The organism is Enterobacter sp. DVT3837 (genome assembly GCF_056238685.1).
In genome coordinates this window covers 1,131,609-1,145,218 of sequence record NZ_JBWDLA010000002.1, presented here as the reverse complement: position 1 = coordinate 1,145,218, position 13,610 = coordinate 1,131,609, and the positions used below count along the sequence as shown (strand labels likewise).

Below are 13,610 nucleotides of genomic sequence, written 5' to 3'. Positions count from 1 at the left end.
ACCCCGTTACGCTCCCATAAGGGAAAGCTATCGCCAAATAAGAAATCGTTCTTTGCTATGAGCAAAAAAGCATTAGTGAACAAGGTGTTAATGAAGAGTGAAAAGGACGGGGGGCTATTTGCAGATCCTGCACATCGACAGTGGATTTTGGTATTTCCCCTCCACGGGATTTGGGTGCTTAACTGAAGGCAGATACGGCGAGAGAGGGTAAGACGATGAAAAAATGGATCAGCACGTTACGGCGGTTTTTTGCGGCCCGGCCAGCGAATGCGGAGAACAGCGCGCAACGTGTTCTTGAGTCGATACTGCCTGTCGCCAGCCTGTATGGCGTAGACGTTGCCAACATTGACCCGGAGTGGTTCCATGATAAAACGCCACGCTGAACTGCGCCGCACGCGCGAAACGTACTGGAACGAGGTGTGCGCGACGTTTAACGAGTGAAATAAAAAAGCACCGGTTTCCCGGTGCTTTTTTATTAGATCTTGCAGGCGTCGCCGCAGTCGTCGTCGGCGACAATCGCCTGCGCTTTTTTATCCGCGTCGTCCAGACGTTCCGCATTACGCTCTTCTGCTTCATCCAGACCGTTAAACACTAAGTTATCGAGATCAATTTCCATGTTGCACCTGCTCTGTTCAGTTTTTGATACTGGCACAGTATAGGGCAAAAAAAGCCAGCAATGTACCTCGCAGCACATAAGGATAATCCCTGCCATACTCAGTGCTTTATCGCTGAGGAGAACACATGATTACCCTCTGTAAAACCTGCGGAACCGCCTATGATGCACAGCCTGACAGATGCCCGATCTGCGAGGATGACCGTCAGTATGTGCCCGTCACGGGCCAGGTGTGGACAGATTTCGATACCGTAACCGCCACACACAGCAACAAATGGCAGCAGCTGGAGCCGCAATTGTTCAGTATCAAAACGGTGCCCGCATTTGCTATCAACCAGCGGGCATTGCTCCTGCGTACCCCGCACGGCAATATTCTCTGGGACTGTATTGCTAACCTCGACCCGGCAACTAAAACGCTCATCACTGCGCTCGGCGGTATCAGCGCGATTGCGATTTCGCATCCGCACTATTACACCACGATGCAGGAATGGGCTGCGGCGTTTGATGCACCATTGTATCTGCACGCCAGCGACAGAGAATGGGTCATGCGCGATAGCCCGGCAATCCACTTCTGGCAGGACGATGCGCTGGAAATTTTCCCGTCGGTTACTTTGCTGCGCCTCGGCGGTCATTTTGCTGGCGGGACAGTGCTGCACTGGCAGGAAGGTGCGGGGGTATTGCTGGTGGGCGATATTCTGCAGGTCACGCCGGGGAAAGACGCTGTCTCGTTTATGTGGAGTTACCCAAATTATCTTCCGCTGCCGGCCCGGACCGTAGCATCGGTAGTGAGTCATCTGAAAGGCAGAACGTTTGCACGTCTGTACGGTGCTTTCGAAGGGCAGAACATCCAGGCCTTCGCGGACGAAATTGTGCAGCGGTCGGGCCAGAAATATATTGCTTGTCTGAAGTAAACCACGATGGGTAAACTTTACGAGTGTGATCTCGATCATGCCTAAACTAAAACAGATAAAAGAGACATTGCTATGCAACATATCATTGAAGGTTTTCTCAGCTTTCAAAAAGAGATTTTCCCGCAACGTAAAGAACTCTTCCGCAGTTTAGCGTCCAGCCAGAATCCCAAAGCGCTGTTCATCTCATGCTCCGACAGCCGTCTGGTCCCGGAACTGGTCACCCAGCAGGAGCCAGGACAACTCTTTGTCATTCGTAATGCTGGCAACATTGTGCCGCCGTTCGGACCTGAGCCTGGCGGTGTGTCCGCAACCATCGAATACGCTGTTGTGGCGCTGGGTGTGACGGATATCGTGATTTGCGGTCACTCCAACTGTGGTGCGATGAAGGCGATTGCCGATAACGCGAACCTGGAGCCGATGCCTGCTGTGTCGCACTGGTTGCGCTATTCCGATGCGGCAAAAGCGGTGGTTGAGAAGAAAATCTGGGATAAGCCGATCGATAAAGTCAACGCGATGGTGCAGGAAAACGTATTTGCGCAGCTGAGCAACATTAAGACCCATCCATCCGTGGCGGTGGGCCTGCGTAACAACTCTATCCGACTGCACGGCTGGGTGTATGACATTGAAAGCGGCGAAATTCGCGCGCTGGATAAAGCGACGAAAACCTTCGTTTCGCTGTCTGAAAACCCGGAAGTGTATTTCGAGTAATCCATTACAGCAGGGCATGGATGCCCTGTCAGTCCTCACTATACGGTAATTTCCGCCGTAACCCAGACGCGGTTTTTTCTGCCGCTTTCGCCATCGCCTCTGCAATCTCTGCACACTCCGCCAGCCCCTGAACGAAGGGACGATCGTGCATTAGCCACGGTATCGCGCCGAAGGCGATGCGCCCGCGAACGGTGTCAGGCGCTTTTAAGGTGTAATCTTCGCCGATGTCGGGTATCTCTTCACCCGTTGCTTCCAGCTGCTTGCGCAGCGTCGGGAAGGGCAGATCTTTCGTTTTGAGCGGCTTTTGCCCGCGCGCATCAATAAAAACGTCGAAACGGTAGACGGTCTCTTTTGTGGCGATTGCTGCGCTATCGCTGCCAATATCCAGCGTGTAATTATCACCGAGCGCAGCCACGCTAATAATGCCGGCTTCGCGAAGCGCGAGCAGCCTGCGAATAGACTGTGGAGGGATAGCCGCATAGTTGTCGATAAAGACCCGGGCCAGCCCTTGTTTGAAGCGCTTACTATCGCGATCGTCGAGATGCGGTACGATCGTCTGAACCACTTCATGGAGCCGAAGCACGGTGTAGCGCCAGGCCACGGTGCGGTGTTCCTGTTTGTTTCTCTCAACCTCGTCGAGGTTTTCTTCGGCCCAGGTGAACGGGTCGTGTCGTTTACGATCTTCAAACCAGGCCTCACGCATGCTGTCTGCCGTCTGCTTATGCAGAGCAACTTTCTTACACCATGCCGGGTCAGCAAGTTCAAGCTCTCTCACCATCAGGGCAAAAATGCGATCAAGCAGGCCATCCGGCCCTTTGGCAATTTCGCGTTCAACCGCGAGCTCAGTCAACACTGACAACGGTTCGTAAGGAATAGGGCAGTAAAAATCGGCTTCCGGGAGAATGCCCGTTCGGGACATCAGGACAATCTTTAACGCCTCGCTGCCTGTATCCAGAACGAATTTACCGTCGCGAAACGCGCCGTGCTGCATCACTACCGCCATTGCCGCGTCAAGACCGCTTAACGATGTTCCCATAACACCAACACGGCAGGGCGGAATTTTGGCATCCATCAGACCGGACCACGGGCTTGGGAAATACGTACGAGAGGCTTCGTCGTCTGCAGGCCAGACGTGGCCGGTGGCGATAACCGCAAGGTCAAAGCGTTCAGGAAAACTGCTGTCGTTGACGGAAAGCGTGACGCCATCATTCGTGGGCACGATGTCGGTGACCCGGGCAGACTCATGGATTTCAACATGGAACCCGCGTTTTTTCGCCTCTTTTACGATTGACCAAAAGCTGTCGCGGAAATACTCACCCAGCAGGAGACGGGGCAGGAACTGCCGGTCATGCAAACGGGATTTATCCACCTTAAAGCGTGCCAGATGGGTTTCGCTCTGGCCCTTAAGCCAGTCGAGGTAGGACATGAACAGTGGCGGGATTTCAATGCTCGCAATGTTCGCCAACATCAGACGAGAATTATCGTCGTCGTTATAGGGCATACCCACGCCCGCGTTATCAGCTTGCTCAAAGACGTAAACCGAAAGCGGCTGCCGATTTTTAAGAAGTGCGTAAAAGGTATAAATCCCTGTAGGGCCGGAACCGATAATGGCGATTTTCTTCATCGACGGTATTCCTCTTTTTTTCCATGAGGAAAGCGTAGCAGGAGAACAGTGATGAAAATAAGGGATTAGGATAATTCAGGAAATCAGAGGATAATTTGCACCATTTCAGGACTGAAATGGTGCGTCCGAGTGGACTCGAACCACCGACCCCCACCATGTCAAGGTGGTGCTCTAACCAACTGAGCTACGGACGCAGAATGGTGCGTTCAATTGGACTCGAACCAACGACCCCCACCATGTCAAGGTGGTGCTCTAACCAACTGAGCTATGAACGCAACGTGTTGTCGGTGACAACGGGGACGAATATTAGCGGCACAGCACCAATGAGGCAAGAGGGAAAATGCATTTTTCTCTCTGATTTCACGCGATTGCTGTATTACCGCGCAAAGTGAAGATAAAGTAGCCGCCGGCCGGCGGCTACTGCGTAATTAACGTGCTGCGCGTTGCAAAATGACCGTTGATGGCTGACGTTGCAGGAAGCGCATTCGCATCATCATCATAATTGCCGCAGAGGTCAGACCGATGATAAAGCCCATCCAGAATCCGGCCGGACCCATGCGGTCAACCACCAGGTCGGTCAGGGCCAGAATGTAACCACACGGCAGACCCAATACCCAGTAGGCGATGAAGGTGATAAAGAAGATGGAACGCGTGTCTTTATATCCACGCAGCACACCGCTGCCAATCACCTGAATGGAATCAGATATCTGGTAGACCGCTGCCAGCAGCATCAGATGCGACGCCAGAGCCACGACTTCGGGGTTGTCATTGTAGAGCAGGGCGATTTGTTCGCGTAGCGTGACGGTAAAGAGCGCCGTACAGACAGCCATGCAGACACCGACACCCAGCCCGGTTCGCGCGGCTGTTTGCGCGTCTATCGTCGAACCTTGCCCCAAACGGAAGCCGACACGGATAGTCACCGACGCCGCCAGCGACAACGGCAGGACGAACATCAGCGAGCTGAAGTTCAGCGCAATCTGGTGCCCGGCTACGTTCACAATGCCCAACGGGGAGACCAGCAGGGCGACCACGGCGAAAAGCGTCACCTCGAAGAACAGCGCGAGGGCAATCGGCAAACCTAGCTGCACCAGACGCGTCATGATGCTCCAGTCTGGCGTACTAAATCTGTTCTCGTTGCGGATATCGCGCATGGAACGGGCGCGTTTTACAAAGGCGATCATCGAGAAGAACATCACCCAGTAAACGGCTGCCGTCGCCACGCCGCAGCCGACGCCACCCAGTTCCGGCATTCCGAAATGACCGTAAATAAAGACATAGTTCACCGGAATATTGACCAGCAAACCAATAAAGCCCATTACCATCCCGGGCTTGGTTTTCGCCAGACCTTCACACTGGTTACGCGCCACCTGGAAAAAGAGGTAGCCTGGAGTCCCCCAGAGCAGGGCGCGCAGATAACCCACGGCTTTGTCAGCCAGTGCCGGGTCAATGTTATGCATGGCGCGAATAATATGGCCAGCGTTCCAGAGCACCACCATAATCAGCACGGAGACAAACCCCGCCAGCCAGAAACCCTGACGGACCTGGTGGGCAATGCGCTCGCGACGACCCGAGCCATTGAGCTGGGCGATAACAGGCGTGAGCGCGAGCAGCAGACCGTGGCCGAACAGGATGGCCGGAAGCCAGATTGACGTGCCGATAGCAACGGCCGCCATATCGGTGGCACTGTAGCCACCTGCCATTACCGTATCCACAAATCCCATTGCGGTCTGGGCCACTTGCGCGACGATCACTGGTATAGCCAGTGCCAATAACTGGCGCGCTTCATTCATGTACTTCTGCACGTGAACACCTTTATTTTGTTGTTATTTGAGAGACTAAAAAAGCCGCCGAAACGGGCAGCAAGAAGAAAATGCAGGGGGGTGCCAGCTATTGTAGCGGGCTTTAGCTATTTATCTAGTGAAAAAATCGCCAGAAAATGCGCTCCGCTGGCAACCTGTTTTTCCAACTGTTATTGTGATGGGATTAAACGGTGTCACCACCGTCCGGAAAAAACAGGAGTTGTAAGCATGTTTACTGGTATTGTGCAGGGCACCGCCAAAGTGGTGTCCATTGATGAAAAACCTAATTTCCGTACTCATGTTGTTGAGCTGCCGGAATATATGCTTGAGGGCATTGAAACCGGTGCCTCGATTGCGCATAACGGCTGCTGCCTGACCGTGACCGAAATTAACGGCAACCAGATTAGCTTTGATTTAATGAAAGAGACGCTGCGTATCACCAACCTGGGTGAGCTGGCTGTTGGGGATACCGTCAACGTAGAAAGGGCGGCGAAGTTCAGCGATGAGATTGGCGGGCATCTGATGTCGGGGCACATCATGACCACTGCCGAAGTGGCGAAAATTGTGACCTCGGAAAATAACCGTCAAATCTGGTTTAAAATGCAGGATCCTTCATTAATGAAATACATCCTGTACAAAGGGTTTATTGGTATTGATGGGATTAGTCTGACTGTCGGGGAAGTGACGCCGACGCGTTTTTGTGTGCATTTAATTCCTGAAACGCTGCAGCGCACCACGCTGGGGGCGAAAAAACTGGGGCATCGCGTAAATATCGAAATCGATCCGCAAACTCAGGCGGTGGTGGATACCGTTGAGCGTGTGCTGGCGGCAAAAGAAGCTGCAATAATTAAAACAGCAGAAGAAGAATAAAAAATAACCCCGGGTAACCGGGGTTATTTTTTTAGCGGGCGACCCGCAAACCGTGTTCAATGCCACGGCTGAAGACCACCTGCCAGAGCTGAATATCCCGCGCGCGAAACGCCCCCGCGCAGGCATTTAGATAATAGCTAAACATCCGCTTGAATCGTTCAGAATAGTTGTCCGCAATCTCAGGCCAGGCTTCCTGAAAACGAGCATGCCATGCCATCAACGTGGTGTCGTAATCCGCACCGAAGTTATGCCAGTCTTCCATCACGAAATGGGGTTCACTGGCGTTGGCAATCTGGCGAACGGACGGTAAACAGCCATTCGGAAAGATGTATTTGTTGATCCACGGGTCAACGTTGTTATCGGTTCGCTTAGAGCCGATGGTATGCAGCAGGAAGATGCCGTCCGGTTTCAAATTACGATCCACCACGTCAAAATAGGTGTTGTAGTTCTTCGGTCCCACGTGCTCGAACATACCCACCGAAACGATACGGTCAAACTGTTCGTTAAGATCGCGGTAATCCTGTAGCCGGATATCCACATCGAGACCCTGGCAGCGTTCCCGTGCCATCTTTTGCTGTTCAGCTGAAATAGTGACACCCACCACGCTGACGCCGTAGTGCTTCGCCATAAACCAGGCCAGCCCACCCCAGCCGCAGCCGATATCCAGCACGCGCATTCCGGGTTCTAACTTCAGTTTCTCGCTAATTAGATGCAGCTTAGCCTGTTGAGCCTCTTCCAGCGTCGAAGCCTCTTTCCAGTAAGCGCAGGAATATTGCATGAAGGGGTCAAGCATACGGTTGAACAGGTCGTTGCCGAGATCGTAATGCTCTTTGCCGACGATCCACGCGCGTTTTTTACTTTGCAGATTAAACAGCCGGGCAGAGGCGACGCGCAGTGTGTCTTTCAGATTGCGGGGGAGTTGATTTTCCAGACCGGCACGCAACACGCTGGAGAAGAAGATATCCAGCCGTTCGCACTCCCACCAGCCGTCCATATAGCTTTCCCCCAGGCCTAACGAACCCTCCCGCAACACGCGCTTAAAAAAGTCGGGATGTTTAACCTGGGGATCGGCTGGCGACGATCCATTGATAGTGATGCCTGCTCGACCTAACAGTTCACTGACGATCCGGGACCAGTTATCGTCCGGAACGCTGACTTCTTCTATACACGATGAACTCATAGCTTCTCCATCACCCTGTGTGATCAGAACCTTCAAACAGCGTAGACGCTTTTTTTGGTTTGTGAGAAATCTCACGGTAAATACCGCGAGGCTAATATCCGACGTAGAACAGAGGAAGGGAGATAACCCTTGCCGAAATGCCTTCCATGGTAAAACGGGAGCACTCCGGCTCCCGTTAACACTTAATATTTATCGTATTTAATCGAACCAAATTTAGTATAGGCCTCAAAATTTGGTGATTCAATAAAAAATTCTTAGCAACCTAATCACTGGAAGTTAACATAATTTCCGGCGCGATTACGCATGCGATGTTTCAACCGGCGTGCTGTTATTCAGCTCACGCTGTGCGGAAGCCTGCATACGGTAGCCCACAAAGGCCAGCACAACGGTCACCAGCATCACGGTAGTGGTGGTCAGGAGCGGTGTGGCAATCAGCGCAGAGACCACCAGGCTTGCCAGGAAGCACAGACCCAACTGCAGGGTGTTCTGCAGCGCAGCCGCGCGACCCGTCGCCTGCGGGAACGGACGTAATGCCTGCGCCACAACGATAGGGTAGATTGCCCCGTTAGCAACGGCCATCACGCAGAATGGCATTAAAATTTCTACCAGACCGGTGCCAGGGATAAAACCAACGGCCCATGTCCTGATAACGCTCAATGCATACAGCACCAGCAGCCACGGCAGCATCTGCTGACCTTCCCATTTCTGCAGCGCCGCACGACAGCCGTACCCACCCACCAGGAATGCGATGGTTTGCGGGACATAGCTCAGGCCGATCGCCGCCGGGCTGTACCCCATATCGTGCAGAATAAATGGCGAACCGGTCAGCCACGCGAAGAAACTCGCCGAGCAGGCGGCATAAATCAGGACATTACCGCGATACGCTTTGGCACTCAGCAAAGAGGTAAAGGTAATGGGCTTCGCATCCGCATGTGCCTCTTTTTTATGCGCTGGTTTGAGCGCGAATGCCGGCAGCATAAGTACCAGTGTGATGGCAAACAACGTGGCAAAGATAGCCTGCCACTCGAAATGCACCAGGATCCAGCTGCCCAGCAGCGGGGCGAGGGCAGGTGAAAGCCCTACCAGCGGCATAATGGTGGCGAAAATCCGGTTGGTGCGGTTGGCTGGGTAGTAGTCGGTAACAAGGGCCTGCCAGGTCACCGCTGCTGCACAGACGCCGACGGCCTGCACAAAGCGCAGCACCAGCAGCCAGGTTGCATCGCGTACCCATAACATACCCAGACAGCCGACGGCAAAAATGCCAAGTCCCAGCAACAGTACTGGTTTACGGCCAAAACGATCTGATAGCGGCCCCCAAAGTAGCTGCGCGAAGGCGAAACCGGCGAGGAACAAACTCAGGCTGGCGCTGATGGCCGCTGCAGGGGTTTGCAAATCTTCCTGCATGGCGGCGAAAGCCGGCAGGTACATATCAGTGGCCAAAAAGCCCAGCACGCTTAAGCCGCCGAGCCAGACTAAAAAACCTTTCCTGGGTTGCATTGTTTTATTCTCCTGAGGAGGCAGGTATACATTGGCGCTGAGTGTAGGGAGTGCAAAGCCGCTTGTGAAACGCTAATATTTGGCGTGTGCATTCAAATTTTTTGCAGGCAGAAAATGTGGTCAGATTATTCTCTTGAAGTGGTCGATGCTGTCGCGCGTAACGGCAGTTTCAGTGGAGCGGCGCAGGAGTTACACCGCGTGCCTTCAGCTATCAGCTATACAGTACGTCAGCTCGAGGAGTGGCTGGCGGTTCCGCTGTTTGAACGGCGACATCGTGATGTGGAATTAACGCCCGCCGGCGCGTGGTTTTTGAAAGAAGGACGTTCTGTCATCAAAAAAATGCAGATCACCCGCGAACAGTGTCAGCAGATCGCTAACGGCTGGCGGGGGCATATTTCCATCGCGGTGGATAATATCGTCAAACCCGAGCGTACCCGGCAAATGATTGTCGACTTCTATCGTCATTTTTCTGACGTCGAATTGCGGGTCTCGCAGGAGGTGTTTAACGGCGTCTGGGATGCGCTGGCGGACGGCAGGGCAGAGATGGCGATCGGGGCCACGCAGGCGATTCCGGTTGGGGGACGTTATGCGTTTCGCGATATGGGGATGCTGAGCTGGAAATGCGTGGTGGCAAGCGATCATCCGCTGGCGGCTCTGGAAGGCCCCTTGAGCGACGATACGCTACGCAACTGGCCATCGCTGGTGCTGGAGGATACGTCCCGTTCATTACCCAAGCGTATCACCTGGCTTCTGGATAACCAGCGGCGGGTGGTTGCACCCGACTGGGAATCGTCGGCGACGTGCCTCAGTGCTGGCTTGTGCGTTGCGATGGTGCCCGTTCATTTTGCGCGGCCGCGAATTGACACCGGAGAGTGGGTTGAGTTGACGCTAGAGAACCCGTTCCCGGATGCGGCCTGTTGCCTCACCTGGCAACAAAATGATGTCTCGCCAGCGATGGCCTGGCTGCTGGATTATCTGGGAGACAGCGAAACGCTAAACCGGGAATGGCTACGGGAGCCAGCTTAACTGGCCCCGTGAAGAGATTACCGGCGGTAGTCGCGGAACGGACCATCCGCAACGGAGCGGCGTTCAATAAGACGCGGGTGAACTTCAATGGACTGTGACTCTTCTCGTTTGTTGACGATCCTGTCCATCAGCATATTAAAGGCGGTTTCACCCAGTGAGTCTTTCGGCTGGTGAATGGTCGTTAATGCCGGCGTAAAGAAGCGCGCGTTACGCACGTTGTCATACCCGATCACAGAAATATCCTGCGGTACACGCAGACCCAGCTCATCGGCAGCACAGAGGGCACCCATTGCCATGATGTCGCCCCCGCAGAAAACGGCGGTCGGACGGTGCTGCTGGGAGACGATCTGCTGCATCGCGCGGTAGCCCGACTCCGGTTCGAAGTCGCCCTGCACGATCCAGTTTTCCGGAACGGTGATCAGCGCTTCTTCCATCGCTTTCATAAACCCAGCCAGACGACCTGCACCGGTATTGCGCTCCAGTGGACCCGGGATCACACCGATCTCGCGGTGACCGCGTTCTATCAGATAACGACCCGCCATATAACCGCCTTCAAAGGCGTTATCGATAACGGAATCGGTGAAGTCCGCGCGGGCTTCACCCCAGTCCATCACCACCATTGGGATATGGCGATACTCTTCCAGCATGGACAGCACAGTTTCCGGATACTCGGAACACATCACCAGCAGGCCATCAACGCGCTTTTGCGCCATCATCGACAGGTAGGCGCGCTGTTTTTCAATGCTGTTCCACGCGTTGCCCAGAATCAGGGTATAGCCTTTTTGAAAACAGTTTTTCTCAACCGCTTCAATGATCTCGGCAAAATAGGCCGCTTCACTGCTGGTCGCCAGCAAACCAATAGACTTGGTGTGATTAACCTTGAGGCTACGCGCAACCGCACTTGGCGAATAGTGCAGTTCTTTGATCGCTGCCCAGACGGCGTTGCGCGTCTCTTCCGCCACAAAGCGGGTTTTGTTAATTACATGTGATACGGTTGTAGTGGAAACGTTTGCGCGTTTTGCTACATCTTTAATTGTTGCCATTAAATGTCACTCCAGACCATATCCTAAACTCCTGAAAAAATTGAAGGTAAACGTTTGCCTTCTCTCACCCTTATCGCGCAATTTTGAATTGCGACACGCCGGGAAAACGACACAGGACGTCAGGAGGGGGTCAATGGCCGGTACGCTAATAAATTTAGCGTGGAATTTTGTCCTATCTTGATGAAAAGGGGAAGAGGTAAAGTGGTTATCCGTTTAAATCCAGGAAGATTTTTGACGTAAATTGTGCAAAAATGAGCAAGCTCACTTTTCGTGGGGGGATTAAAAGGAGAAAAATTGATGAGTTCCGATCTGAAGTTTTCGCTGTTCACCACCGTTATTGTGCTGGCTTTGATTGTCGCAGCGGGTCTGACGGCCGCACTGCACTGATTTACGCGGAGGGAGAGCCTTCTCCCTCCCGATTCCCCTGATTGTTACTTCTCTGGCAAAAATCTTTTGCCATTTTGTTAACTTCTCATTTTTTGTGATTGATGTCATGCTTTCCGCTTCTTTGTTCTGTGTCACCTCATGACACGGCATCCGGAGTTGACGTATGAAAATCAATTTTCCCCTGCTGGCCCTGGCGATTGGCGCTTTTGGGATTGGCACCACTGAATTCTCCCCGATGGGTTTACTGCCTGTTATTGCCAGAGGCGTGGATGTCTCGATCCCTGCCGCAGGGATGTTAATCAGCGCCTACGCTATCGGCGTGATGGTCGGGGCGCCGCTGATGACGCTTCTGCTTTCGCATCGCGCGCGCCGCAATGCGCTGATTTTCCTGATGGCGATTTTCACCCTGGGCAACGTGCTTTCCGCCATTTCGCCGGACTACACCACATTGATGCTGTCCCGCATTCTGACCAGCCTTAACCACGGCGCGTTCTTTGGGCTGGGGTCGGTCGTAGCCGCAAGCGTGGTGCCAAAACACAAGCAGGCGAGTGCCGTGGCAACCATGTTTATGGGACTAACGATTGCCAACATCGGCGGGGTGCCTGCGGCAACCTGGCTGGGTGAAGCGATCGGCTGGCGTATGTCTTTCCTGGCGACGGCCGGTCTCGGTGTGATCGCGATGGTGGCACTGTTCTTCTCCCTGCCGAAAGGCAGCGCGGGGGAACGTCCTGACGTGCGCAAAGAGTTGTCTGTGCTGGTACGCCCGCAGGTGCTCTCGGCATTGCTGACGACCGTGTTGGGGGCAGGGGCGATGTTTACCCTCTATACCTACATTTCTCCCGTGCTTCACGACATCACTCACGCGACACCGATCTTTATCACTGCGATGCTGGTGTTGATTGGCGTGGGCTTCTCGATTGGTAACTATCTGGGTGGGAAATTTGCCGACCGTTCCGTGAGCGGGACGTTGAAGGGCTTCTTAACCCTGCTGATTGTCATCATGATTGCTATTCCGTGGCTGGCACGTAATGAGTTCGGAGCAGCCATTGCGATGGTCGTCTGGGGAGCTGCCACCTTTGCTGTGGTTCCACCGCTGCAAATGCGCGTGATGCGTGTCGCCCATGAGGCGCCGGGTCTTTCGTCTTCAGTGAATATTGGCGCGTTCAATCTCGGTAATGCGCTCGGTGCAGCCGCCGGTGGCGCGGTTATTTCCGGGGGGCTGGGATACAGTTTTGTACCGGTGATGGGGGCGATTATTGCCGCGCTTGGTCTGCTGTTGGTGATGATGTCCGGTCGTAAGCAGCCAGAAACAGTCTGCGCTGCTGAATAAGCAAAAAAACGCAGAAGGGCGAACCCTTCTGCGTGTCTCTTATGCGGCGAAGTTCTTCGCCACAAACTCCCAGTTAACCAGTGCCCAGAAGTGCTCCAGGTAGTTCGGGCGCGCGTTACGGTAATCAATGTAGTAAGCGTGTTCCCAAACGTCCACGGTCATCAGCGGCTTAGCGCTGGTGGTCAGTGGGGTACCCGCGTTAGAGGTGGAAACGATAGCCAGTTTGCCATCGGCTTCTTTTACCAGCCACGTCCAGCCAGAACCGAAGTTCTTGATAGCTGCATCGGTAAATTTCGCTTTGAAATCCGCGAAGCTGCCAAAGGCGGCGTTGATGGCGGTAGCCAGTTCACCGGCAGGTTCGCCACCGGCGTTTGGCGCCAGGCAGTGCCAGTAGAAGGTGTGGTTCCACACCTGAGCTGCGTTGTTGAATACGCCCCCCTCAGAGCTTCGGACGATCTCTTCCAGCGTTTTGCCTTCAAAATCGGTGCCCTTGATCAGGTTGTTCAGGTTGGTGACGTACGTCTGGTGATGCTTGCCGTAGTGATATTCCAGGGTTTCCGCAGAAATGTGCGGTGCCAGGGCGTCTTTTGCATACGGTAGTGCAGGTAATTCGAACGACATT

The 13,610-nt window shown here is 53.8% G+C and carries 14 protein-coding genes and 2 tRNA genes; 7 read left to right on the top strand and 9 right to left on the bottom strand.

Features of this window, described 5'->3' with window-relative positions:
* Nucleotides 1–215: 215 nt before the first annotated feature.
* Complete coding sequence (locus AC0XWG_RS20420) at nt 216–383, top strand: hypothetical protein (RefSeq protein ID WP_032666818.1); 168 nt, start codon at nt 216–218, stop codon at nt 381–383.
* Nucleotides 384–475: 92 nt separating this feature from the next.
* Here AC0XWG_RS20420 and AC0XWG_RS20415 read toward each other — a convergent pair whose 3' ends face one another.
* A complete protein-coding gene (locus tag AC0XWG_RS20415) occupies nt 476–616 on the bottom strand; it encodes a hypothetical protein (RefSeq protein ID WP_003857665.1) in 141 nt (46 codons plus the stop codon).
* Between the two features lie 125 nt (nt 617–741).
* Between AC0XWG_RS20415 and AC0XWG_RS20410 the strand changes: the two genes are divergently transcribed.
* Both AC0XWG_RS20410 and AC0XWG_RS20405 read left to right on the top strand, forming a co-directional pair.
* Entirely contained in the window at nt 742–1,524 is a 783-nt protein-coding gene (locus AC0XWG_RS20410; RefSeq protein WP_028017277.1) for an MBL fold metallo-hydrolase, read from the top strand.
* Between the two features lie 72 nt (nt 1,525–1,596).
* Nucleotides 1,597–2,232, top strand: a complete 636-nt coding sequence (locus AC0XWG_RS20405) for a carbonic anhydrase (protein ID WP_108090114.1) — start codon at nt 1,597–1,599, stop codon at nt 2,230–2,232.
* A 28-nt stretch (nt 2,233–2,260) separates the two neighbouring features.
* Here the strand turns inward: AC0XWG_RS20405 and AC0XWG_RS20400 are convergent, their stop codons facing one another.
* The 4 genes from AC0XWG_RS20400 to mdtK all read right to left on the bottom strand — a co-directional run bounded on the left by AC0XWG_RS20400 (nt 2,261) and on the right by mdtK (nt 5,658).
* Nucleotides 2,261–3,856 carry an FAD-NAD(P)-binding protein gene (locus AC0XWG_RS20400; RefSeq protein WP_128347966.1) on the bottom strand — a complete coding sequence of 532 codons (1,596 nt, stop codon included), beginning with the start codon at nt 3,854–3,856 and terminating at the stop codon, nt 2,261–2,263.
* A gap of 117 nt (nt 3,857–3,973) precedes the next feature.
* Nucleotides 3,974–4,050 (bottom strand) — tRNA-Val (locus AC0XWG_RS20395).
* A 4-nt stretch (nt 4,051–4,054) separates the two neighbouring features.
* A tRNA-Val gene (locus tag AC0XWG_RS20390) sits at nt 4,055–4,131 on the bottom strand.
* 153 nt (nt 4,132–4,284) lie between these two features.
* A complete protein-coding gene (gene mdtK, locus AC0XWG_RS20385) occupies nt 4,285–5,658 on the bottom strand; it encodes an MdtK family multidrug efflux MATE transporter (protein WP_028017280.1) in 1,374 nt (457 codons plus the stop codon).
* A gap of 225 nt (nt 5,659–5,883) precedes the next feature.
* On the opposite strand from mdtK, the gene AC0XWG_RS20380 reads away from it, so the two are divergent.
* Nucleotides 5,884–6,525 (top strand): riboflavin synthase, encoded by a 642-nt coding sequence (locus tag AC0XWG_RS20380; protein WP_028017281.1) that lies wholly within the window; start codon nt 5,884–5,886, stop codon nt 6,523–6,525.
* A 31-nt stretch (nt 6,526–6,556) separates the two neighbouring features.
* Here AC0XWG_RS20380 and cfa read toward each other — a convergent pair whose 3' ends face one another.
* Both cfa and punC read right to left on the bottom strand, forming a co-directional pair.
* A complete protein-coding gene (cfa, locus tag AC0XWG_RS20375; protein WP_108090111.1) occupies nt 6,557–7,705 on the bottom strand; it encodes a cyclopropane fatty acyl phospholipid synthase in 1,149 nt (382 codons plus the stop codon).
* A gap of 297 nt (nt 7,706–8,002) precedes the next feature.
* Nucleotides 8,003–9,202 (bottom strand): purine nucleoside transporter PunC, encoded by a 1,200-nt coding sequence (gene punC / locus AC0XWG_RS20370; protein WP_475680991.1) that lies wholly within the window; start codon nt 9,200–9,202, stop codon nt 8,003–8,005.
* A gap of 114 nt (nt 9,203–9,316) precedes the next feature.
* Here punC and punR point away from each other — a divergent pair, with 114 nt between their 5' ends.
* Nucleotides 9,317–10,228, top strand: a complete 912-nt coding sequence (punR, locus tag AC0XWG_RS20365; RefSeq protein WP_128347964.1) for a DNA-binding transcriptional activator PunR — start codon at nt 9,317–9,319, stop codon at nt 10,226–10,228.
* A gap of 17 nt (nt 10,229–10,245) precedes the next feature.
* Here the strand turns inward: punR and purR are convergent, their stop codons facing one another.
* Nucleotides 10,246–11,271, bottom strand: a complete 1,026-nt coding sequence (purR, locus tag AC0XWG_RS20360) for an HTH-type transcriptional repressor PurR (RefSeq protein ID WP_028017285.1) — start codon at nt 11,269–11,271, stop codon at nt 10,246–10,248.
* 297 nt (nt 11,272–11,568) lie between these two features.
* Between purR and cydH the strand changes: the two genes are divergently transcribed.
* Together cydH and AC0XWG_RS20350 are read left to right on the top strand one after the other, a co-directional pair.
* A complete protein-coding gene (cydH, locus tag AC0XWG_RS20355; RefSeq protein ID WP_020688313.1) occupies nt 11,569–11,658 on the top strand; it encodes a cytochrome bd-I oxidase subunit CydH in 90 nt (29 codons plus the stop codon).
* A gap of 163 nt (nt 11,659–11,821) precedes the next feature.
* On the top strand, nt 11,822–12,988 hold the full coding sequence (locus tag AC0XWG_RS20350) for an MFS transporter (protein WP_475680990.1): 1,167 nt from the start codon (nt 11,822–11,824) through the stop codon (nt 12,986–12,988).
* Between the two features lie 39 nt (nt 12,989–13,027).
* On the opposite strand, the gene sodB is transcribed toward AC0XWG_RS20350, so the two are convergent.
* Nucleotides 13,028–13,609, bottom strand: a complete 582-nt coding sequence (sodB, locus tag AC0XWG_RS20345; protein WP_028017287.1) for a superoxide dismutase [Fe] — start codon at nt 13,607–13,609, stop codon at nt 13,028–13,030.
* Between the last annotated feature and the right edge of the window lies 1 nt (nt 13,610).

What these genes read in the sequence shown, in the direction of transcription:
- AC0XWG_RS20420 (WP_032666818.1), top strand. Translation starts at nt 216, where the DNA reads ATGAAAAAATGGATCAGCACGTTACGGCGGTTTTTTGCGGCCCGGCCA.
- AC0XWG_RS20415 (WP_003857665.1), bottom strand. Translation starts at nt 616, where the DNA reads ATGGAAATTGATCTCGATAACTTAGTGTTTAACGGTCTGGATGAAGCA.
- AC0XWG_RS20410 (WP_028017277.1), top strand. Translation starts at nt 742, where the DNA reads ATGATTACCCTCTGTAAAACCTGCGGAACCGCCTATGATGCACAGCCT.
- AC0XWG_RS20405 (WP_108090114.1), top strand. Translation starts at nt 1,597, where the DNA reads ATGCAACATATCATTGAAGGTTTTCTCAGCTTTCAAAAAGAGATTTTC.
- AC0XWG_RS20400 (WP_128347966.1), bottom strand. Translation starts at nt 3,856, where the DNA reads ATGAAGAAAATCGCCATTATCGGTTCCGGCCCTACAGGGATTTATACC.
- AC0XWG_RS20380 (WP_028017281.1), top strand. Translation starts at nt 5,884, where the DNA reads ATGTTTACTGGTATTGTGCAGGGCACCGCCAAAGTGGTGTCCATTGAT.
- cfa (WP_108090111.1), bottom strand. Translation starts at nt 7,705, where the DNA reads ATGAGTTCATCGTGTATAGAAGAAGTCAGCGTTCCGGACGATAACTGG.
- punC (WP_475680991.1), bottom strand. Translation starts at nt 9,202, where the DNA reads ATGCAACCCAGGAAAGGTTTTTTAGTCTGGCTCGGCGGCTTAAGCGTG.
- punR (WP_128347964.1), top strand. Translation starts at nt 9,317, where the DNA reads ATGTGGTCAGATTATTCTCTTGAAGTGGTCGATGCTGTCGCGCGTAAC.
- purR (WP_028017285.1), bottom strand. Translation starts at nt 11,271, where the DNA reads ATGGCAACAATTAAAGATGTAGCAAAACGCGCAAACGTTTCCACTACA.
- cydH (WP_020688313.1), top strand. Translation starts at nt 11,569, where the DNA reads ATGAGTTCCGATCTGAAGTTTTCGCTGTTCACCACCGTTATTGTGCTG.
- AC0XWG_RS20350 (WP_475680990.1), top strand. Translation starts at nt 11,822, where the DNA reads ATGAAAATCAATTTTCCCCTGCTGGCCCTGGCGATTGGCGCTTTTGGG.
- sodB (WP_028017287.1), bottom strand. Translation starts at nt 13,609, where the DNA reads ATGTCGTTCGAATTACCTGCACTACCGTATGCAAAAGACGCCCTGGCA.